Here is a 21,150-nt window from a genome sequence, read left to right on the forward strand (position 1 = left end):
ATTATGCCTTAGAGTTGTGCTCCAGTGTAGCCAGTACAACCACTTATAAATTCCAATCTCGCAAACGGGCGCGCAGCCTGTGCATGGCCTGACTATGAATCTGGCTCACCCGAGACTCACTCACACTCAATACTTCACCGATCTCGCGCAGATTCAGCTCTTCATCGTAATAAAGGGAGAGCACCAGCGCCTCCCGCTCCGGCAGGCGGGCGATGTGCTCCGCCAGGGCGCCCTGGAAGCGCTCGGCCGCCAGATCGTCGAATCCTCCCTGACCGTTGCCGTCATCGGGATGACCGATGACATCCTCGCTGACCCCCAGATCCTCGATGCCGATGATCTTGCCGCATGAAACATCCTGCAGCATGGCATGGTACTCCCCGAGGGACACCCCCATATTGGCGGCCACCTCGGTGTCTCTGGCATCCCGGCCATGGGCCTGCTCCACGTTCTCGATCGCTTCTGCGATGGCACGGCTGTTGCGGTGCACCGAGCGGGGCACCCAGTCTCCGCGGCGGATCTCGTCGAGCATGGCACCACGGATGCGGATGCCGGCATAGGTTTCAAAGCTGGCGCCCTTGCTGCCGTCAAAGTTGCGGGAAGCTTCGAGCAGCCCAATCATACCTGCCTGGATCAGGTCATCCAGCAAGACACTGCTTGGCAGGCGAGCCAATAAATGCTGGGCAATCCGCTTGACCAGCGGAGCGTGTCGCTCGACCAGCACGTAGGAATCCTGATGACGCAAGTATGCTTGGGCTTTATTCACGGGAGTCTTCCTGTGTTATGACCGGCTTTTGCAACAAGTTTTCCAGGAAAAATTCGAGGTGGCCGCCCGGCTGATTCGGGATGGGCCAGCTCGCCGCCTTGTTCGCCAGGGCACGAAATGCCAGGGCGGCAGGGGATTTTGGAAACGCCTCAACTATCAGTTTCTGCTTGCGCACCGCGGCCCGCAGGTTGGTGTCGTAAGGCACGCAGGCCACCAGCTCCAGGGAGGTATCCAGGAAGCGGTCGGTGACCCGGGTCAGCTTGGCGAACAGCTCCTGCCCCTCGCGCAGGGAGCGGACCATGTTGGCCACCACCTTGAAGCGGAACACACCGTGATCCTTGGAGAGGATCTTGATGAGCGCGTAGGCATCCGTGATGGAGGTGGGTTCATCGCACACCACCACCATGATGTCCTGGGCGGCACGGGTGAAGCTCAGCACCATGTCGGAAATCCCCGCCGCCGTGTCCACCAGCAACACGTCCACCTGGGTCTTCATCTCGCTGAAGGCGCGGATGAGCTCGGCATGTTGTACCGGAGAGAGCTCCACCATGGACTGGGTACCCGAGGTGGCTGGCACTATCATCATGCCGTAGGGCCCCTCGACGATGATGTCATCCAGGGTGCATTCCCCCGCCAGCACGTGGGAGAGGTTGCGATGCACCCTCAGCCCCAGCATGACGTCGACGTTGGCCAGGCCAAGGTCGGCGTCCAGCACCAACACCCGCTTGCCCTGGGCGGCCATGGCTCCCGCCACGTTCAGGGTCACGTTGGTCTTGCCGACGCCCCCCTTGCCTCCGGACACGGCGATCACTTTCACTCGATTGTTTTGACGCATTTTGCGCAGACCACTCGCCTGATCCATATACATGTTACTCATAAAACTCCGAATCTTCGGATTCGCCAAAACCCGATCCCCAGAAATAGGGATCTTCTGCTTCCCGTTCCAGCGACCCCATGGCGGCACCGACCAGCAGCGCCGCGTTGGCAACTTGAATATCTTCCGGCACCCGTTGCCCGTCGGTGATGTAACTGATGGGCAGGGCGTTTTGAATGCACACGTTGATCACTTCACCCAGATTCAGGCTCTCGTCGAGCTTGGTCAGAATGCAGCCGGAGAGCGGAATGCGCCGGAAGTGATCCACCGCCTCCTGCATCACCCGTCGCTGGGAGGTGGCCGACATGACCAGATAACTGCGGATGCGCACCTTGGCATTCTTTACCAGGGTGTCGAGCTGTTCGGTCAGGCGGATATCCCGCTGACCCACCCCGGCGGTGTCGATGAGCACCAGCCGGCGATGGCGGAACTGATAGAGGGCACTGGCCAGCTCTTCGGCGTCCCGCACCTGCCGCACCGGGCAACCCATAATGCGACCATAGGTCTGCAGCTGTTCGTGGGCCCCGATCCGGTAGTTGTCCGTGGTAATGAGCGCCACCTGCTCGGCGCCATACTTCATGGCAAAGCGGGCCGCCAACTTGGCGATGGTGGTGGTCTTGCCCACCCCGGTCGGTCCGAGCAGGGCCACCGCCCCTCCCTGACGCAGGATCTCGTCCTCGCTGATCTTGAGCTGGGCCGTCAGCACCTCGGCCAGCTGGGCCATGGCCTGATGGATCGGCATGTCTTCGGGGATGAGGCCCGCCAGCTGATCGGCGAAGGCATCGTCGAACCCCATCTTCTTGAGTTCCTTGATGAGCAGGGCGCGCATGGGTTCGCGGCGTTCCACCTCCTGCCACATCAGGCCGGAGATCTGGTGCTCCAGCAGCTTGCGGATGCTGGCCATCTCCTTGCGCATCCCCTCCATCTCCTGATCCCGCTGGGCGGACTGGGTCTGGCGCGGGGCGGCGGCAGGACGGGCCTTGGGCTTGGCGGGCTCGGGAGCGGCGCCCCACTGGCCCTGTTCGGCCAGCGTTCTGGGAGCACTGGCCGCGCCCGCCAGTCCGGCGGACTGGGTGCCGGCAGCGCCATTGGCGGGCCAGGAGGCCGAAGCTGGCTGACCGTTACCTCCGTTGCCAGACCATGATCCCGGGGCGCCATTGCCACCCGCCGGGTTGGCCGGATTGAGCTTCTGCTGGCGTGCCAGCAGGGCCGCCAGGGTATCGGCGTAGTATTCGTTCTGTTCCTTGGGTGGCGCCGACCTCGTCATCTGCTTGCCCGCAGACGAGATATTGACGCTCTCTTCATTCAACTGACGGCGAACCGGCGCGTCTTTGGGCCCCGGTACCTGGGATTGATAATCGACGGCCGCGACTATCTCCACCCCACCGGTGACCTTTTTGTTGGACATGATGACGGCATCGGGTCCGAGAGTCTCCTTGACCTCGGCCAGCGCCGTGCGCATGTCTTTGGCAAAAAACCGCTTAATCTTCACCCGTCATCTCCGCTAACTAGCCCTGTCCCACCGCACTGACGATGCGGATCTGCTTGTCGTCAGGCACTTCCTGATAGGACAGCACGCGTAATCCAGGAATGGCATTCTTGACAAATTTCGCCAGGGTATTGCGCAATATCCCCGATGTCAGAAGCACGGCCGGCTGGCCTTCCAGTTCTTGTCGTTGAGTGGCTTCCACCAGGGAGCGTTGCATCCGCTCCGCCAGTCCCGGTTCGATACCGGCGCCATCTCCCCCACCTGCTTGCAGGGATTGATGCAATATACGTTCCAGTTCTGGTGACAAGGTGATCACCGGCAGCTCGGGCTCGGGGCCGGCAATCTCCTGCACAATCAATCTGCGCAGGGCGATCCGGCAGGCTGCGGTCAGCACTTCCGGGTCCGGGCTGCGGGGCGCATATTCCACGAGGGTCTGCAGGATAGTGCGCATATCGCGAATTGGCACGCCTTCATTGAGCAAATTCTGCAATACCTTCACCAGGTTGCCCATGCTGATCACCTCGGGAACCAGTCCTTCCACCAGCTTGCTCTGATGCTTCCCTATCATGTCGAGCAGTTGTTGCACCTCGTCATGACCCAGCAGCAGCGCCGCATGGTTGGAGAGGATCTGGCTCAGGTGGGTAGCCACCACGGTGGCCGCATCGACCACGGTGTAGCCAAGGGTCTGGGCCTGGGAGACCTGCTCCTTGGCGACCCAGACCGCCTCCAGCCCGAACGCCGGGTCCTGGGTAGCGATACCGTGGATCTGGCCGAACACCTGCCCCGGGTTGATGGCCATCTCCTTGTCGTGATAGACGGTGGCTTCCCCCGTGCTCACGCCCATCAGGGTGATGCGGTACTGGTTGGGGGCAAGATCCAGGTTGTCACGAATGTGGACGGCAGGCACCAGAAAGCCCAGCTCCTGGGAGAGCTTCTTGCGCACCCCCTTGATCCGGTTGAGCAGCTCTCCCCCCTGGTTCTTGTCCACCAGAGGTATCAGCTGATAACCCACCTCCAGGCCGATGATGTCCACCGGCATGACGTCGTCCCAGCTGAGATCCTTCTGCTCCACCGGGGCATCCCCCTGGGCCGGCATGAGTTCGCCGCTCGCCGCCTTCGCCTTGTTCTGCTTCTCGCGGCGCAGCAGCCACCAGGCGCCCGCCGCCGCCACCGCCCCCAGGCTCAGGAAAGCCAGGTGCGGCATGCCGGGTACGCTGCCCATCATCAGCAGGATGCCGGCGGAGATCACCAGCGCCTTGGGATTTTCGAACAGTTGGCCGAGTACCGCTGTCCCCATGTCCTGGTCGGTATTCTGACGGGTGACGATGATGGCCGCGGCAATGGAGAGCAGGAGCGAGGGGATCTGGGCGACCAGACCGTCACCGATGGCGAGCAGGGTATAGACCTGGGCCGCTTCGCCGAAAGTGAGTTGGTGCTGCATCATGCCGATGATGAAGCCGCCGATGATGTTGATGAAGAGGATCATGATGCCGGCGATGGCATCCCCCTTCACGAATTTGGAGGCACCGTCCATGGAGCCGTAGAAGTCCGCTTCCTGAGTCACGTCCTGACGGCGCTTCTTGGCCTCTTCCTGATTGATGAGACCGGCGTTCAGGTCCGCATCGATGGCCATCTGCTTGCCGGGCATGGCGTCAAGGGTGAAGCGGGCGCTCACCTCGGAGATCCGGCCCGCACCCTTGGTGACCACCACGAAGTTGATGATCACCAGGATCATGAAGACGATGATGCCCACGGCATAGTTGCCGCCGATCACCACGTTGCCGAACGCCTCGATCACATGGCCTGCCGCCGCGCTGCCGTTGTGGCCTTCCAGCAACACCACCCGGGTGGAGGCGACGTTGAGGGCGAGCCGCAGCAGGGTGGCAATCAGCAAGACGGTGGGAAAGGCGGCAAATTCGAGGGGGCGGCGGGTATAGACCGCCACCAGCAGCACCACGATGGAGAGGGCGATGTTGAAGGAGAAGAGGATATCCAGCATCAGGGGCGGAATGGGGAGTACCACCATCCCCAGAGAGGCCAATACCAGCAGCGGCGTCCCTACCCCTCTGCTGAGCAGCCACTTGTACTCTTTGAAACGGCCCAGTCCCGCTTTGAATCCCATCGTGCTTCTCAATGATAAACTGCCAATAGCGGATTAAAGCAAATATCAAGCCAAGGATTCAATGCATTGATCTATATGGTTTTTATTTTCACGCTGTCAGAAGTCCGTCGTTGGCGTCACGGGGAATGGTGACAGGGGGAATGGTGACAGGGGGAAGCTGCCTTCACCAAGCCGGCCAAAGGCCAGCCCAGGCCATGGGGCGAGGCGCCGCGCCTCAACAGGGAGATTGCGGCCTTGTTTGCGACACAAGGGAAAGATCGGATGGTGGGGCCATCCCACCGCTTTATTTGCGAAACGCGGGGGGCACAAGGGAGAGCACCCGGGATCAGGCTGCCACCACTGCGTTATTTGCGAAACTCGGGGGGAATGGGCAGATCCGTGGCGATGGGGGTCGGGCGCCGGCCGCGGCCACGGCGGAACTTCTTGAGCTGATAGACATAGGCCAGCACCTGGGCGACGGCGGCGAAGAGCCCCTCCGGGATCTCCTGGCCAATCTCGGTGGCGTGGTAAAGGGCCCGGGTGAGCGGCGGGGAGGACATGACGGGGATGTCGTATTCGCGCCCGATCTCCCGGATCTTCATCGCCACCTCGTCGACCCCCTTGGCCAGTACCTTGGGCGCCGCCCCCGGCTTGCCCGCATCGTATTTGAGCGCCACCGAGTAGTGGGTCGGGTTGGTGATGATCACATCGGCCTTGGGGACATCCCCCATCATGCGGCGCATGGCCATCTGCATCTGCAACTGGCGTATCCGCCCCTTGACCTCGGGCTTGCCTTCGCTGTCCTTGAACTCGTCCTTGATCTCCTGCTTGGTCATCTTGAGTTGGCGATTGTGGTTCCAACTCTGGAACGGCACGTCGATGGCGACAATGGGGATCAGGGCGCAGCAGAGGATGATCAGCATCCAGAGCAGCAGGTCCAGGGCATCGACGATGCCGCCGGGAAAGCCCTCAAGAGAGAGATTCAGCAGATGGTTGAACTGGCTAGACAGCATCCACCAGGCGAAAAGACTGATAAACACCACCTTCGCGATGGATTTGACAAGTTCCACCAGGGATTGCACCCCGAACATCCTTTTGATGCCGCTCAGGGGGCTCAGCTTGCTCCACTTGGGCAGCATGGCCTCGGAGGAGAAGTTCATCCCGCCGAGCAGGGTGTTGCCGACGAAGGCGGCGATGATCACCAGCATGAACAGCAGCCCCAGAGGCTGGATCAGCTCTCCCAGCAGGGCGGGCACCATGGCCCCCATGGCATTGGGGTCGAACGCCTGATCCCGGTCCAGGGTAAAGCCCATGGTGAGCACCTTGATCATGGCCCCTGCCAGACTCTCCTTGATCATCAGGAGGCCGAACACGGTCGCCAGCAGGACGCTGGCGGTACCCAGCTCCTTGGAACGTGCAATCTGCCCTTTTTCCCGGGCTTGTTGCAGTCGTTTGCCCGTGGGTTGTTCTGTGCGTTCCTGATCGGTATCAGCCATGCTGGTCTCCTGCCGGCATCAGCCGACTGGCGGCCCGCCAGAGTGGCGGCAAAAGGGCCGCAACCGGGAGGGCCTCAGTCATGCTGGCCCCCGAAGCACTGGACGTTGATGAGCTCGCAGCTGGTCTCCTGCACCCGCTCCCAGAGCGCGTCGAAGTGCCCCATGAAGCCACCGATGGTGAGCCAGAGGATGAAGAGCCCCGACATCATGCTGACCGCAAAGCCGATGCTGAAGATGTTGAGCTGGGGGGCCGCACGGGTCATCACCCCGAACGCGAAGTTGATCAGCAGCAGGGCGATGATGGCCGAGAGCGCCATCACCAGAGAAGCCTGATACATGACCCCGAGAAAGCTCACCAGGCTGCGGATGGCTGGCAGGGTGAGTCCGCTGTCAGATACCGGCAGGGTTTCGAAACTCAGCACCACCATGCGCAGCATCAGCAGGTGGCCGTCCACCGCAAGAAACACCAGGGTCGCCAGCATCAGGTAGAACTGGCCCACCACGGGAGCCGACTGGCCGTTCATGGGATCCACCAGGGTGGCAAAGCCCAGGCTGGTCTGCATGGCGATGACCTGACCCGCCATCACGAAGGTCTCCAGCAGGAACTGGGTCATGAGGCCGAGCGCGATGCCGATGAGCAGTTGCTGCCCCAGCACCAGGAAGCTGCCGAGGGAGAAGAGCTCGATCTTCGGCATGGGGGGCAGCAGGGGGGCGATGATGAGGGTGATCGCCAGCGCCAGGCCGATGCGGATATGGGCAGGGGCGAGCCGGCTGCCAAAGACCGCCATCACCATCAGGAGACTGCTCACCCGGGCCAGGGGCCAGAGAATGGAGGAGAGCCACTCCATGATGAGCGCCGTGGTGTAGGTCATGACAGCGGCACTCCCGGCAGGAACAGGCCAACGGGAGGACGCAGGCCCCGGTCTGCCTCGGCCAGAGCAAAAGAGTGGCCCTTGGCTGGCATCAACCCACCACCTCGGGGATCTGGCTCACCATCAGCTGGAAGAAGTCCATCAGACTCTGCAATCCCCAGTGGGCCCCCGCTCCCAGGGCCAGCAGGGTGACCACCAGACGGGGCAGGAAGCTCAAGGTCTGTTCGTTGATGGAGGTGGCGGCCTGGAAGATGGCGACCACCAACCCCACCATCAGGCTCGGCAAGATCACGGCGCACACCATGATGGTCACCAGCCAAAGCGCCTCGCGAAAGACGTCGACGAAGGTTTCAGGACTCATTGCTCGCTCCTTGTGATGGGTTTGCCCAAGGCCGCATCCTCCTGGCCTCCTCCTTCGAGAGAAAGAGAGGCCTCGCGCCCTCCCCGAGTGAAGGGGAGAGCCAGGGGGAGGGTCTGCCCTCCCCTAACCACCCGAGCCCAGCCCGAAGCTGGTGGCCAGGGAGCCCAGAATGAGGTTCCAGCCATCCACCATGACGAACAGCATCAGCTTGAACGGCAGGGAGACCAGCATGGGGGAGAGCATCATCATCCCCATGGCCATCAGGATACTGGCGACCACCAGATCGATGACCAGGAAGGGCAGAAACAACATGAAGCCTATCTGGAAGGCGGTCTTGAGCTCGCTGGTGACAAAGGCCGGGATCAACACCCGCAGCGGCACGTCCGCAGGCTCGGCCACCTGCACGTTCGCTATCTCCATGAAAGTATTGAGATCCTTGACCCGGGTCTGTGCCAGCATGAACTGGTGAATGGGCAGCTCCGCCTTCTCCAGGGCCTCCTTGGCCCCGATGGTCTCGGCCAGATAGGGCTGCAACGCCTCGTTGTTGATGCGATCCAGCACCGGCGACATGATGAAAAATGACATGAAGAGGGCGATGCCGATCAGCACCTGGTTGGAGGGGCTCTGCTGCAGACCGATGGCCTGGCGCAGGATGCCGAGCACCACGATGATCCGGGTGAAGGAGGTCATCATGATCACCATGGCCGGCAGGAAGGAGAGCGCGGTCATCAGCGCCAGCACCTGCAGGGTCAGGCTGTACTCCTGACTGCCATCCGCCATGGTCTTGACGGTGAGTGCCGACATGCCGTCCTGGGCCATCGCCAGGGGCGAGAGCACCAGGGAGAGCAGTGCCAGCCACCGAGTCCAGTTAACGTTTTTCATGCTTGCCCATCAGTTTGCCCAGTTGCTCGGAGAACGCCTGAGGCTGGCTCTCGTCCAGCGGCTCCTCCAGGCGATAGAGGAAGTTGACCTGCTGCGGCGTCACCCCGACCAGCAGCTGCTGGCCGCCCACCTTGACCACCATCAGCTTCTCCTTGTAGCCAAGGGGCAGAGTGGCGATGACCTTCATCTGGCCCCCTCCTATCACCTGGGAGAGCTTGCTCTTCTTGAGCAGGAAGCCCAGCACCAGAATAAGGCCGATCACCATCAGGCTGGAGAGCAGCCAGGAGGTGAGGCTGGGGGGATTGGCCCCTACCCCCGGGTTGGCCAGGGCAGGCAGGGAAAACAGCCACAACGGAAGCACACGGATCATTTGAGCTTCTTTATCCTTTCAATCTGGCTGATGACGTCGGTAAGGCGGATACCGAACTTGTCGTTCACCACCACCACCTCGCCGTGGGCGATCAGGGTGCCGTTGACCAGCACGTCCAGGGGCTCACCCGCCACCCGATCCAGCTCCACCACCGAGCCCTGGTTCAGTTGCAGCAGGTTGCGAATGCTGATCTGGCTGCGGCCCACTTCCATGGCGATGGTCACCGGGATGTCCAGAATGGTGTCCAGCTTGCGCCGCTCTTCAGCGCTGATGGGGGCTTCGTCCTTCAACTCCTCCAGGGGGGCAGGCTTGGCTTCGGCCGTGACCTGCTCCTCCAGTGCGGCCGCCCAGGCGTCAGCCATCAAATCCTGCTCGTCATCGGTTCCGCTCATCTTCAATTCCTCAGTGTTGCAACACCTCCCCTGGGGGGAGGATCAATCAGGGTGTTTGTCAGAGATGCTTCGCTCGAGCTCTTCCAGCTCGGCTTCGCCATCAATGCGCACGCCCCCGCGGGTCACCAGATGCATCTCTGTCTTGACCCCGTCAGGGCGCTTGATTTTGTCGGTGATCTTGAGCGCCACGTTCTCCTTGGTGCGCCCCATCTTGGCGTGGAAGGTGGGCAAGTCCTCCACGAACACCAGCAGGTTCTCCGGCATCTCCACCGGGATGATGTCCCCGGGTCTGAGCTCCATCAGCTCACGCAAGGAGAGCTCGGTCTCCAGCAGCTTGGCCTTGAGCTCCACCTTGACGTCCATGATCTCGTCGCGCAGGGCCTTGCTCCAGCGCACGTCGGTATCCCCCTTGTCGCTCTGCACCCCCGCATCCAGCAGTTCGCGGATGGGTTCCAGCATGGAGTAGGGCATGGCCACGTGGAAGTCGCCGCCACCGCCGTCCAGCTCGATGTGGAAGGAGCTCACCACGATCACCTCGGTGGGGCTGACGATGTTCGCCATGGCAGGGTTCACTTCGGAGTCAAGGTATTCAAAGCCCACGTCCATCACCGGTGCCCAGGCATCCTTGTAGTCCTCGAACACCAGCTTGAGCAGCATCTGGATGATGCGCCGCTCGGTGGGGGTGAATTCCCGCCCCTCGATCTTGGCGTGGTAGCGGCCATCACCGCCAAAGAAGTTCTCCACCAGGATGAAGACGAGCCGCGCCTCCATGGTGATGAGCGCCGTCCCCTTGAGGGGGCGGAAACGCACCATGTTCAGGCTGGTGGGCACGAACAGGGTGTGGACATATTCGCCGAACTTGAGCATCTGCACGCCGTTGATGGAGACCTCGGCGGTGCGCCGCATCATGTTGAACAGGCTGATGCGCATGTGGCGAGCAAACCGTTCGTTCACCAGCTCCAGGGTCGGCATGCGGCCGCGGACGATGCGGTCCTGGGAGGAGAAGTCGAACTGGGCGATACCGGGATCTCCGGCTGATCCCAGCTCCTCCTCCTCGACATCGTCGACGCCATGCAGCAGGGCATCAATCTCGTCCTGACTTAACAGATCGCTCACGCTTCACCTTTCATTGCATGACAAAGCCGGTAAACAGCACTTGTTCGATTACGGGAGAAGAGACCAGGTCGTTCAGCACCCGGCGGCACTCTTCCAGCGAATCCTGACGCAGCTTCTCCTTGCCCTCGAAGGTCATCAGCTGTTCGGCGGTCGCCGAGCTGAAGACCCGCAGCAAGGTGCCTTCGATCAGGGGAATGTTCTGTTTGGCCAGGGTTTCGTCGGCGGTGCCACGCACCATCAGCTGGATCTTGATCTGCACCAGCCGATCCCGCTGGCCTCCCGCCACGTTGAACACGAAGGGACGGGGCATGCCCACATAGAGCGAGGGCTGGGGCGTGTTCGCCTCCGGCTTGGCCTCGCTTTTTTCGGCAGCGGGCTCATCCCCACCGGCGAGCATGAACCAGGCGCCGGCGCCACCCCCACCAAGGAGCACGACGGCCAGGGCGACTATCATGATCAGCTTCTTTTTCTTGCCTGCCGCCGGATCCTTCAGCGTCAGTTCGTTATCGTCTGCCATCCCTTGTCCACCCTAGTCTCAAACTTGTTCGGTATCATAAACTTACTTAAGAATGCATCAAGCATAGAAATCGATTCCGGCATCGTTTGCCGATTCCACCAGCAGCGTGAGGTTGCGAGCGCTCCCCTCGGCCTCTCTGCCATCGCTGCCACCACCATTTCCCCCCTGTCGCCCCTGGTCACCGAAACCGGACTGACCCTGGGAGGATGACTGCCCCTGCTGCTGGAAGGCTTGCTGCTGCGCCTGTTGCTGCACCACGGTCTGGCCGAGCTGGATCCCCTGCCCTGCCAGCATGTCGCGCAGGCGCGGCATGGCCTGCTCCAGCATCTCACGGGTCTGGCCATGCTGCACCACGAAGTGCACGCTGGCCTGGCTGGAGGCATCCATCTGGATTTGGATCTTCATCTTGCCAAGCCCCAGGGGGTCTAGCTGGATCTCCGCCTGTTGCAGCTTGTCCGCCAGCATCAGGTTCACCTTGTGGTGCAGCTGCTCGGGGGCCTCAGGGGTCGCCAGCTTGAGGTGGGGCAGGCTCTGAGGCTCCCGTCTGACGGTCGCCTCGGCCAGCGGTCGGTTCTCGCCGACCTGGCTCTGTGCCTGATGCAAAGGCTGGCTCCCCACGGCGGGTTCACTGCCCTTGACCTCCATCCCCGACTGTTTGCCCAGCTCATCGAGCCGGGACTTGTCCACTGCGGGCTTCACCGACACGGCCGCGCCGGCGGCTACCACGGGGGCGCTCTCCATCTGGTCCAGGCCCGCCGAGAGGGCCGTCAGGGGGGCCTGTGCCCCCTGGGATTCATGACGGGCCAGGATCTGCGGCGCCGCCTGGACTGGGGCCGGGTCGTCCGTCGTCACGGGCTGGCTGCTCCCTGCATTCACCGCAGGCTCGGCCCCTGCACGGGCTCCCGGCCCGCTCGCGGCCTCGGCCTGTCTGGCCTCACCGGCGACAGGGGCCTCCTTCTCTGCCCCTGCCGCCGTCGCGGGCGGGGCGGACTCCGGTGTGGCTGCAGAGGCCGGCCCCTGCGCCACCGTCCGGATCACGCCATCGCCATAGGCGCTGGCGGCACGGGAAGCGGTTGTCCCCTGTCCGGCCGACGTCAGGGGATCGGCCACCCGTGCCTCTTGCGATGAGTCAGCCCGGGTGACAGTGGGAGCCAGGGCGTTTTCTCCTGCCACCACTTTGGCGAGCAGGGCGGCACGCTCCTGACCCGAGAGAGGGGGCTCGACCCCCTTGGCATCCGGCTCCGCTCCCTTGCCTGCCATGGGCTGGCGGGTCGCTCCGCCCTGGTCGGCCACGGCAATGTCATCGGCCAAGGGGGGCTCTTCCGCCCCCAGCGGCAGAGCACCCTGACCGCTCGGCACGGCGCTGGCGCCTTGGGCCGCACCGTGGATGGCTTTCGTTTTGTTCTCTTCATGCTGACGCTCTGGCGCCATCTGCGGCAGGAAGGCGCTCCCCTCTGCCGCCTCCACGCCCTCTGCCATTCCCACCCCCTCTGCCATCCCAGGCGCAGCGGCGCCAGGCGGCAAGGGGTTGCCGTCCACAGGCGCCGCCGCCTCACCGGCCAGGGCGGGCGATGTCGGGGGCACCACCAGACTCACATCCTGGCGCAGGGAGGCTTGCAACTGTTGCAGGAAGTCGTCGGGAGGCAGCTCCCCCTCGTCGTCCGCCCCCTTCGAGGAAGACGCAGACTCGGTGGCGGGCTCGTCAGACGCCAAAGATTTGGCAGCCGGGGCAAGCCCCTCCCGGGCGCCCTCGGCGGGGCCCTGGAGTGGTGGATTGCCCTGACTGGCTGGCGCCTTGCCCATCAGCTGGGCCATGGCCATGGCTTGCGAGAAGGCGGCCTTGCCCTCGCCTGACGGCTGCACGCCCCCTTCGCCCCCGACGGTGGAAGCCAGCAGGGTGGCGCTGCTATCGGCAGAAGGCGCCTGGGGGAGAGTGCTAATCAAGGGGGTCTGTATCATGCTGGGATCCCTGACGACGATTCGGTGACGGCCGCACGTGCGGTCATGGCTTGGCCCATCGGCCTCGCATGACCGGAAGAAAGCAAATTACAGGCCAGATTGGTGATAACGACGCAGGATGGCGTAGTCATCCAGCATCTTCTGCTCCTGGCGCTGGGCCTTCTGGCGCACCTTGTCCGCCTTCTTCTCCAGCAGCAGCTCGACCGCCTTGCGCCGCTGCTGGGCTTCGAGCCACTGGGTGCGGCACTCGGCCAGTGCCTCGCGCACCTGCAACACCCCTTGGTACTGCTGGGTCGCCGCGTTTTCGAGCTTGTTGATGAAGGCGTGATACTGGCTGTTCTGCTGGGGGCTGATCCCCTGCAGACCGCGCTCCGTCCACTGCTGGTGGTAGATCTGGCGGTACTGGTTGAGGGCGTTCTGCTGATCCATGAACAGCTTGAGATCCTGCTGGGCCTTGGCCAGCGCCATGGCGGCCTGCTGTTCGGCCTCCTCCAGCCGACTCGCCAGCAACGTCAATCCTTTACTCATAAGGGCTCTCCACCGGTCAACGCATCAGGGGCATGGCCACCAGTTGCAGGGATTGCAGGCCTTCATCGTAGTGAATGACCTCGCGCATTTTCTGCTGCAAGAACTGATCCAGATAGGGTTTCTGGATGATGGCCCGGTCGATGCGCGGATCCGAGCCCTGGCTGTAGGCGCCGATGGTGATGAGGTCCCGGTTCTGCTGGTAGAGGGAGTAGAACTGCTTGAAGGTGCGCGCCAGCTCCATGTGCTCCGGTGAGGTCACCATGGGCATGACCCGGCTGATGGATTTTTCGATGTCGATGGCCGGATAGTGGCCTGCATCCGCCAGCTCCCGCGCCAGCACGATATGGCCGTCAAGGATGGCCCGGGCCGCGTCGGCGATGGGATCCTGCAGATCGTCCCCCTCCGTCAGCACGGTGAAAAAGGCGGTGATGGAGCCCTGGCCGTCGCTGCCGTTGCCGGCCCGCTCCACCAGCGCCGGCAATTTGGCAAACACCGAGGGGGGATAGCCCTTGGTGGCCGGCGGCTCCCCCACCGCCAGTGCAATTTCCCGCTGTGCCTGGGCGTAGCGGGTGAGGGAGTCCATCAGCAGCAGCACGTTGAGCCCCTGCTCGCGGAAATACTCGGCGATGGCGAGCGCCGTCTCGCACCCCTTGAGGCGCATCAGCGGCGAGGCATCGGCAGGGGCGGCCACCACCACGGCGCGCTCGCGCCCCTCGGCGCCGAGGATCTCCTCGATGAACTCCTTCACCTCCCGGCCCCGCTCGCCGATGAGGCCCACCACGACGACATCCGCCACCGAGCCCCGGGTCATCATGCCAAGCAGCACGGATTTGCCGACACCGGAGCCGGCGAACAGCCCCATGCGCTGACCCCGGCCCACGGTGAGCACGGCATTGATGGCCCGTACCCCCACGTCCATGGGTTGATGGATGGGGCGACGGGCCAGGGGATTGATGCGGTGCTGGGCGAACTGCACCGTCTGGGACGAGATGATGGGGCCGAGCCCGTCCAGGGGCTGGCCGATGCCGTCGATGACCCGGCCAAGCAGACTCATGCCCACCGGAATGCCGTGATCTTCGGTGACGGGCACCACCCGGGCGCCGGGAATGACCCCCTTGAGCTGCTCGCTCGGCATCAAGAACAGGCGATCCCCGGCAAACCCCACCACCTCGGCCTCCAGGGCCCCATCCTGGGTACCGATGCGGCACAGGGAGCCGATGGCGGCGCGGCAGCCAATGGCTTCCAGGGTCAACCCCACCACCCGGGTGAGCTTGCCCGCCACCGGCGGTATGGGGGCCTGCTCGCGAACCCGGTAGCCTTTAAGCCGATCAAGAAGGGGTGCCGTCATGTCGCCTCCGACGATGAGTGCCTGATGATGCCGTCAGCAGGACGCTGCACGACGGGTTCGAACCGGGCCATGGCTCAGCTCGCGTTGTCACGCAGGAAGTTGCGCAGCAGCTGATCGATGCGCCCACAGAGGGTGAGATCGATGCTGGAAAGCTCGGTGGCCAGTTGCAGATCGCCGGGGGAGAAGGTCGGCTCGCTTTGCAGCCGCCAGTGGCGCCTGGCGCACTCCTCGGCGCCAAAGGCGGCCTCTACCCGGGTCACATCCTCCGGGTGCAGCATCAGGGTGACCCCCTGCTCGGCGGCAGGGAGCAGGGCCAACCCCTGCTTGAGGGCCTCCAGCAGCAGCGTGGGGGAGGTTTGCGCCTCATGGCGGATGAGGGCGCGGGCGAGCTGCTGCACCAGGGCGATGAGCTGCTGCTCCACCGCCTCGTCCATCTCGCCAAGGGGAGTGGCCAGGCGTGAGACCAGGGCTTGCCAGCGGGCTATCTCCAGCTCCACCTGCTCCCGCCCCATGGCGAGTCCCTCTTCCCTGCCCTGCTCCAGCCCAGCCTGGTGGCCCTGCTGCAAGCCTTCGAGCTTGCCCTCTTCCAGCCCCTTGGCAAAACCGGCCTCGCGCCCATCACGCATCCCCTCTTCCCAGGCAGCCTGACGAATCGCCTCCACCTCTTCGGCGGTGATGCTGGGGGCGGGTTCTTCGGGTTGTTCTTCCGGCAGGGCCGCATCGGCCTGCTCCTGACGATACCAGTCAGGAGCCAGCCCCAGGGCATTGGTCTCGACCTCTGCTTCGGTCTCCATCTCTGGCCAGCCCCAGGTCTCAATCTGCGCCGTGTCGGACTCGGGCCTCAGATAGCCGCGCAGTTTGCTGTTCTTGTCATTCATGTGCCGAAGAGACTCCTATCGAGGGCCGGGTACAGGGGCCGACATCATCGCACATTCCATGGCCCATGGCTTAGAGGAACTCTTCGCCACCACCCGCCCCCAGCATGATCTCGCCCGCATCCGCCAGGCGGCGCGCGGTGGAGAGGATCTCCTTCTGGGCGGCTTCCACCTCGGAGACCCGGATCGGCCCCATGGCCTCGAGGTCGTCCGCCAGCATCTCGGCGGCCCGCTTGGACATGTTCTTGAATACTTTTTCCCGCATCTGGTCGTCCGACCCCTTGAGGGCCCGTTGCAGCAGATCCCCGGGCACTTCCCGCAACAGGGTCTGGATGCCCCGATCGTCCACGTCGATGAGGTTTTCGAACACGAACATCAGATCCTGGATCTGCTGGCTCATCTCCTCGTCCGACTCGCGGATGGAGTCCATCAGCTGGCCTTCGATGTTGGTATCCAGGTAGTTCATGATGTTGGCCGCCGCCTTCAGGCCGCCCATCTTGGCCGCCTGGGCACCGGCCGCACCGGCGAACTGTTTCTCCATGATGTCGTTGAGCTCCTGCAGCGCCGCCGGTTGCACCTCTTCGAGGTTGGCAATGCGCATCACCAGATCCAGGCGCACCTGCTCCGGGAACTGGCTCAGGATCTCGGCGGACTGCTCCGGCTCCAGATAGGAGAGGACGATGGTCTGGATCTGCGGGTGCTCGTTCTGGATGATGCTGGCCACCTGGCGGGCATCCATCCATTTGAGGGAGTCGAGACCGCGGGCACCTGACCCCAGGATGATCTGATCCACCAGGTTGCTGGCCTTGTCCTCCCCGAGCGCCGCCACCAGGGCCTTGCGCACGAAGTCTTCACTGCCGATGCCGATGTTGGTGTACTTCTGGATGTCGTCGATAAATTGACGATGCACCGCCGCCACCCGATCGTGGCTGAAATCCGACATGGAGGCCATGGACATGCCGAGCCGCTGCACCTGCTTGGGCTCGAGGTGGCGGAAGATCTGGGCCGCATCCTCCTCGTTGAGGCTCAGCATCAGCACCGCCGCCATCTCCATGCCGCCCATCTGATCCAGGATCAGACGCTGGCTTTCGGTGATGTCGTTACCGGTGACCTGGCTTTTATTCTCTTCAGGCATCTTTGGTTACCCATTCTTTGATGACCTGGGCGGCCAGGTCAGGTTCGTTCGCTACCAGGGCGCGCACGGCCTTGAGCAGATCCTCGTCACGGTGCAGGTCAGGCAGCTTGAGCTGACCATCCCGCAGACCGAATACCGGTTCGGCCTCGGCCTGGGCGGCCAGCAGGCTCAGTTCGTCGTCGCCACCCAGCACGGTGTGGTTGTCGAAGTCCAGCTCCCCTTCCGGCTTGGCGTCCGGGTAGAGCAGGCGCTTGAGCATGGGTCGCACCACGGTGACGATGAGCACTATGATGACCAGCACGGAGGCGGCGATGCGCACCGCGCGCCAGAACCAGGGCTGCTCGTAGAGAGGGATGTCGGCCACGGTCTCGAGTTCCGGGCGGTTGAACGGAATGGCGACCACCTCCAGGGTATCCCCCCGGGTCACGTCAAAGCCCAGACCGCCGCTCAGCAGACGGCGCAGGGTATCGAGTTCGGCCTGGCTGCGGGCTTCCCGGGTCACGGCACCGTCGGCGCCGGGGATGGCCTTGTAATCTACCGCCACCGACACCGTCATGCGGCGAATGCCGCCCTGCTGGCGCCGGATGTGGCTGACGGTGGTGTCCAGTTCGAAGTTGCGGGTCGCTTCCTTGCGGGAACGGCCGGAAGAGGCGGTTCCTTCCCCGCCGGCAGCCTGCTCGGGAATGTTGGACGCAGCGGGCGGCTGGTTGGAGAGGGCGCCGGGTACCCCGCCGTTGCTGCCGCTGGCGCTGTTCTCTTCCATGGTCATTTCGGAGCGCACCGCCGGCAGGTCCGGGTTGTAGGTCTTGCGGGTCTGTTCCTGCTGGGAGAAGTCGAGGGAGAGATCCACCTCTGCCGTATAGTTGTCGGCCCCCAGCACCGGGATCAGGATGGCGTCAATTTTTTGTTTGTATTCGAGCTCCTGCTTCTGCTGCATCGCAAACTCCTTGCGGGTCTGGGCAGAGAGGGGATCCTGGGAGCCGGAGTTGAGCAGGCGACCGTTCTGGTCGGTCACGGTGACGCGGGTCGGCTCCAGACCGTGAACGGCGGAGGCGACCATGTCGACGATGGAGTCCACCTCACCCTGGCCCAGGGCGTTGCCCTTGAGGCTCAGGACCACGGTGGCGCTGGGCTTGCGTTCGTTGCGGGCAAACACGTTGTCTTTCGGGATGGCCAGCAGCACCTGGGCCTTGGCGACGTTCTGGAACTGCTCGATGGCGCTCGCCAGCTGGCGCTCGCGGCTCAGTTTCAGGCGCTCGCTCTCCATGCGCTGGCTGACGCCGAAGCTGGAGTCCTTGAGCAGGATGGCTTCGCCGTCGTTGCTGGCGTCGCTGTTGTTGGCCAGACCGGCGCGGGTCAGGCGCAACCGGATGTCCGCATAGTTTTCAGCACTGACCAGCACGCTCTTGCCATCCACCTGATAGGGGATCTTCTGCTGATCCAGGTAATCCAGGGTGGAGACCAGCTCCTGGGTGGTGAAGGTGCCGAGGGGACGCATCTCCGGCTCCTTGCCCCACAAGAGGATGAAGACGGCGATGGCCAGACAGATGGTCAGCCCCAGGATCAGGGTGATCTGGCGCAACACATCGGTGTTGGACAGGAAGCCCAGCGCCGAGCTCTTCTGCTCGTGCTCGTCGAGGGCGGCCGCCCCCTCGTTGTTGATCAGCAGATCGCCGTTTTGATCAGTTGCCACGGTTTATGTCCTTGTTGCTGACATCTTCATGATGCTCGGTCGCCATGGGCCCGAGTTACACCGGCATGTTCATGATGGTCTTGTAGGCATCGACCATCTTGTTGCGCACCTGCACCGTCGCCTCGAAGGCGATGGAGGATTTCTGGCCGGCGATCATCACCTGGGAGAGATCCACCGACTTGTCGCCGAGATCGAAGCGGGTACGCAGATCGTTGGCGGTGCCCTGCAACTCGTTGACGTTGTCCAGGGCCTGTTGCAGCATCTGGCCGAAATCGGAGCTGACCGGACGACCGGGCTGGGTCAACGGCGTGGCACCGGCTTCCACCTTGAGGGCCTGCATCTCTTGCATCAGGCTGCTTGCGCTAATTTCCATCTTCCCTTCCCAGACAAATCATTGACACTGACTGGCTTGAAGCAATAAAGGTGCCAACCAGAGCGAGATCTCGAGATCAGGGATAAAAGCGGGGCGCGATCAGGCCGGCGGGCACCGGCCATCCGGGGATCAGGTTGCCGATCCGGGGGGATCGCCCAGCAGCAGCCGCAGGTAACTCAGGTGCAGATCGTAGTGCTCGCCTGCAGGCAGCTTGGCCAGCACCTCGTCGCGCAGGTAGCGGGCCTTCTCCCCCGCCTGCTCCGGGGCCACCAGCCCCACGCTCACCAGCCTGGCGATGATGGCATGGGAAAGCGCCAGGCTGGCCTCGTCGGCCTCCCCCCAACCGAAGGATGCCCCCTGATCACCCTGTGTCAGGCAGGGTTCGAGCGGTGCCACCAGATCCCCCCAGACCCAGAACGCGGCCGGGATCCCCTCCTGCAGGCGCAGATAGATGCTCTGCTTGTCCCACTCCCGGCGGTGGGCAGCCATCCGCTCCTGTTCGGCCTCATGGGTCATCTTGCTCTCCTTGTCGCTGGACTCTGTGCGGCGCCCATGAAAAAGAGGGCCCAAGGCCCTCTTTTTACTGCAAGTCCCGACAATTAAACAGAGTGCACCTCGATCTCCTCCAAGAAAAAACGAGTCAGATCGGCAGGGATCACTTGTTCAGGTCATCATCCAGCCAGTACTTGGAGCCCGAGATGTTGGCGTCAAGCAACAGCCCCTTCTCGCCAATCTGGTAGATGGCCATGCCCCCATTGTACTTGGCGGTGAGCTCGGCGCTCTCCTTGCCCGCCACGGCGCCCACCTCGGAGGTGGCTTCCCACCCCTTGCTGACGAAGGCATCGAACCTCGCCTTGTCCTCGAACAGGATCACCTGCTGGTAGAACTTGCCGCCGATCCCGGCCGCAAGACCGGCACCGAACATCTTCATGTAGGTGTGCTTGCCACTGGTGCGATTGACGGCGACCCCGGCCCCCTGATTGGTATGGATCATCAGGGAGAACTTGCGCGAGTCGAACACCGCATAGCCATAAGCCTTGTCAAACAGCAACTTGGCCGAGGGCTGCTCGTTGAACAGCCGCACCAGGGCGGTATCGGCCATGGTATCGAGGGCGGTTCTCGCCTCCTCCGGGGTCTTGGGCTCGAGCATGGTGTCGAGCTTCTTGTCGGCGGCGGTCAGCCACTCCTTGCCGGTGGCCGCGCTCTCTGCCGTCCAGGCCCCCGCCTTGTTGTAGGCTTCGGCCCCCCAGCTGGACACCGACTCCCAGGTCTCCTTGGAAAAATCGGTGATCCCCTTCCACGCCTCCTTGCTGGTATCGCTCACCGCGGTACCGAGTTCGGAGGCGGCCTCCTTCAGCTTTGCCCAGTCGGCCAGACCGGGGGTCGAGGCCAGCGCCAGTGCCGTGGCTATCACCAGGAATCGAATCTTCATTGTTTCCACCCTCTGTGATGAGTCGAAGGTCACAGTAGCAGATCTGGCGCCTGCCCGTTAAGGGCATCCCCCCGGCGCGGGTCAGACGCTGACGCGCAGGGGCTCAACGAAGCCGTTTGCCCTGGCCGTCCACCACCTGCTCGCCATCCTCCTTGGCAAAGGCCCCTTGCTGCGGGTCGGGCAGGATATCGAGCACCACCTCCGACGGGAGGCACAGCCGGGTGCCGAGGGGGGTGACCACGATGGACCGGTTGATGAGGATGGGGTGGGCCAGCATGGCATCGATCAGTTCGTCATCGCTGAAGCGATCTTCTGCCAGCCCCAGCGCCTCGTAGGGGGGCACGTTCTTGCGCAGCAGATCGCGCACCGGCATGCCCATGGCGGCGATCAGGGCCACCAGCTCGTCGCGGGAGGGGGGCGTCTCCAGATAGTGAATGATGGTGGGCTCCACACCGCTGTTGCGAATCAGCGCGAGGGTGTTGCGGGAGGTGCCGCACTCCGGGTTGTGATAGATAGTGATTGCACTCATTTACCTGTCTCTCATGACTCAAGTGAATAGAAATGGGTTAGTGGC

22 protein-coding genes are annotated in these 21,150 nt (G+C 63.3%); all 22 read right to left on the reverse strand.

The window, feature by feature from the left end; translation table 11 throughout:
• Positions 1-43: 43 nt before the first annotated feature.
• Entirely contained in the window at positions 44-763 is a 720-nt protein-coding gene (locus tag H7R73_RS16515) for an RNA polymerase sigma factor FliA (RefSeq protein ID WP_041212632.1), read from the reverse strand.
• Positions 756-1,631 carry a MinD/ParA family protein gene (locus tag H7R73_RS16520; RefSeq protein WP_010673932.1) on the reverse strand — a complete coding sequence of 292 codons (876 nt, stop codon included), beginning with the start codon at positions 1,629-1,631 and terminating at the stop codon, positions 756-758. The genes H7R73_RS16515 and H7R73_RS16520 overlap by 8 nt, the downstream gene beginning before the upstream one ends.
• Before the next feature lies 1 nt (position 1,632).
• Entirely contained in the window at positions 1,633-3,129 is a 1,497-nt protein-coding gene (gene flhF / locus H7R73_RS16525; protein WP_010673931.1) for a flagellar biosynthesis protein FlhF, read from the reverse strand.
• A gap of 16 nt (positions 3,130-3,145) precedes the next feature.
• Positions 3,146-5,248 (reverse strand): flagellar biosynthesis protein FlhA, encoded by a 2,103-nt coding sequence (gene flhA, locus H7R73_RS16530; RefSeq protein ID WP_010673930.1) that lies wholly within the window; start codon positions 5,246-5,248, stop codon positions 3,146-3,148.
• A 344-nt stretch (positions 5,249-5,592) separates the two neighbouring features.
• Positions 5,593-6,723 (reverse strand): flagellar biosynthesis protein FlhB, encoded by a 1,131-nt coding sequence (gene flhB, locus H7R73_RS16535; protein WP_010673929.1) that lies wholly within the window; start codon positions 6,721-6,723, stop codon positions 5,593-5,595.
• 74 nt (positions 6,724-6,797) lie between these two features.
• The gene (fliR, locus tag H7R73_RS16540; RefSeq protein ID WP_010673928.1) at positions 6,798-7,595 is read right to left on the reverse strand and encodes a flagellar biosynthetic protein FliR; all 798 of its coding nucleotides are present in this window, start codon (positions 7,593-7,595) and stop codon (positions 6,798-6,800) included.
• A 91-nt stretch (positions 7,596-7,686) separates the two neighbouring features.
• Positions 7,687-7,956: a flagellar biosynthesis protein FliQ gene (gene fliQ / locus H7R73_RS16545; protein WP_010673927.1), complete on the reverse strand. Its 270-nt coding sequence runs from the start codon at positions 7,954-7,956 to the stop codon at positions 7,687-7,689.
• A gap of 123 nt (positions 7,957-8,079) precedes the next feature.
• Positions 8,080-8,838: a flagellar type III secretion system pore protein FliP gene (fliP, locus tag H7R73_RS16550; protein ID WP_010673926.1), complete on the reverse strand. Its 759-nt coding sequence runs from the start codon at positions 8,836-8,838 to the stop codon at positions 8,080-8,082.
• Complete coding sequence (fliO, locus tag H7R73_RS16555; protein WP_103259760.1) at positions 8,825-9,208, reverse strand: flagellar biosynthetic protein FliO; 384 nt, start codon at positions 9,206-9,208, stop codon at positions 8,825-8,827. Before fliO ends, fliP begins: the two co-directional genes overlap by 14 nt.
• Positions 9,205-9,600 carry a flagellar motor switch protein FliN gene (gene fliN / locus H7R73_RS16560; protein ID WP_010673924.1) on the reverse strand — a complete coding sequence of 132 codons (396 nt, stop codon included), beginning with the start codon at positions 9,598-9,600 and terminating at the stop codon, positions 9,205-9,207. Before fliN ends, fliO begins: the two co-directional genes overlap by 4 nt.
• 42 nt (positions 9,601-9,642) lie before the next feature.
• Positions 9,643-10,716, reverse strand: a complete 1,074-nt coding sequence (gene fliM / locus H7R73_RS16565) for a flagellar motor switch protein FliM (RefSeq protein ID WP_041212627.1) — start codon at positions 10,714-10,716, stop codon at positions 9,643-9,645.
• A gap of 10 nt (positions 10,717-10,726) precedes the next feature.
• Positions 10,727-11,233 (reverse strand): flagellar basal body-associated protein FliL, encoded by a 507-nt coding sequence (fliL, locus tag H7R73_RS16570; protein WP_010673922.1) that lies wholly within the window; start codon positions 11,231-11,233, stop codon positions 10,727-10,729.
• A gap of 57 nt (positions 11,234-11,290) precedes the next feature.
• Complete coding sequence (locus H7R73_RS16575) at positions 11,291-13,192, reverse strand: flagellar hook-length control protein FliK (RefSeq protein ID WP_103259759.1); 1,902 nt, start codon at positions 13,190-13,192, stop codon at positions 11,291-11,293.
• A gap of 87 nt (positions 13,193-13,279) precedes the next feature.
• Complete coding sequence (fliJ, locus tag H7R73_RS16580; protein WP_039039911.1) at positions 13,280-13,720, reverse strand: flagellar export protein FliJ; 441 nt, start codon at positions 13,718-13,720, stop codon at positions 13,280-13,282.
• Between the two features lie 16 nt (positions 13,721-13,736).
• A complete protein-coding gene (fliI, locus tag H7R73_RS16585) occupies positions 13,737-15,068 on the reverse strand; it encodes a flagellar protein export ATPase FliI (RefSeq protein ID WP_182951331.1) in 1,332 nt (443 codons plus the stop codon).
• A gap of 74 nt (positions 15,069-15,142) precedes the next feature.
• Entirely contained in the window at positions 15,143-15,946 is an 804-nt protein-coding gene (gene fliH, locus H7R73_RS16590; protein ID WP_010673918.1) for a flagellar assembly protein FliH, read from the reverse strand.
• A 70-nt stretch (positions 15,947-16,016) separates the two neighbouring features.
• On the reverse strand, positions 16,017-17,078 hold the full coding sequence (fliG, locus tag H7R73_RS16595; protein WP_010673917.1) for a flagellar motor switch protein FliG: 1,062 nt from the start codon (positions 17,076-17,078) through the stop codon (positions 16,017-16,019).
• The gene (gene fliF / locus H7R73_RS16600) at positions 17,071-18,771 is read right to left on the reverse strand and encodes a flagellar basal-body MS-ring/collar protein FliF (RefSeq protein WP_041212623.1); all 1,701 of its coding nucleotides are present in this window, start codon (positions 18,769-18,771) and stop codon (positions 17,071-17,073) included. The genes fliG and fliF overlap by 8 nt, the downstream gene beginning before the upstream one ends.
• Before the next feature lie 55 nt (positions 18,772-18,826).
• Positions 18,827-19,144, reverse strand: a complete 318-nt coding sequence (fliE, locus tag H7R73_RS16605; protein WP_029314161.1) for a flagellar hook-basal body complex protein FliE — start codon at positions 19,142-19,144, stop codon at positions 18,827-18,829.
• A gap of 129 nt (positions 19,145-19,273) precedes the next feature.
• Positions 19,274-19,660, reverse strand: coding sequence for a hypothetical protein (locus tag H7R73_RS16610; protein ID WP_103259757.1), 387 nt, complete (start codon positions 19,658-19,660; stop codon positions 19,274-19,276).
• Between the two features lie 139 nt (positions 19,661-19,799).
• A complete protein-coding gene (gene befA, locus H7R73_RS16615) occupies positions 19,800-20,576 on the reverse strand; it encodes a beta cell expansion factor BefA (RefSeq protein ID WP_041212621.1) in 777 nt (258 codons plus the stop codon).
• A 103-nt stretch (positions 20,577-20,679) separates the two neighbouring features.
• Positions 20,680-21,105 carry a glutaredoxin-dependent arsenate reductase gene (gene arsC / locus H7R73_RS16620; protein WP_182951332.1) on the reverse strand — a complete coding sequence of 142 codons (426 nt, stop codon included), beginning with the start codon at positions 21,103-21,105 and terminating at the stop codon, positions 20,680-20,682.
• Between the last annotated feature and the right edge of the window lie 45 nt (positions 21,106-21,150).

It is taken from the genome of Aeromonas sp. WP2-W18-CRE-05, assembly GCF_014168615.1.
Classification (GTDB): domain Bacteria; phylum Pseudomonadota; class Gammaproteobacteria; order Enterobacterales; family Aeromonadaceae; genus Aeromonas; species Aeromonas caviae.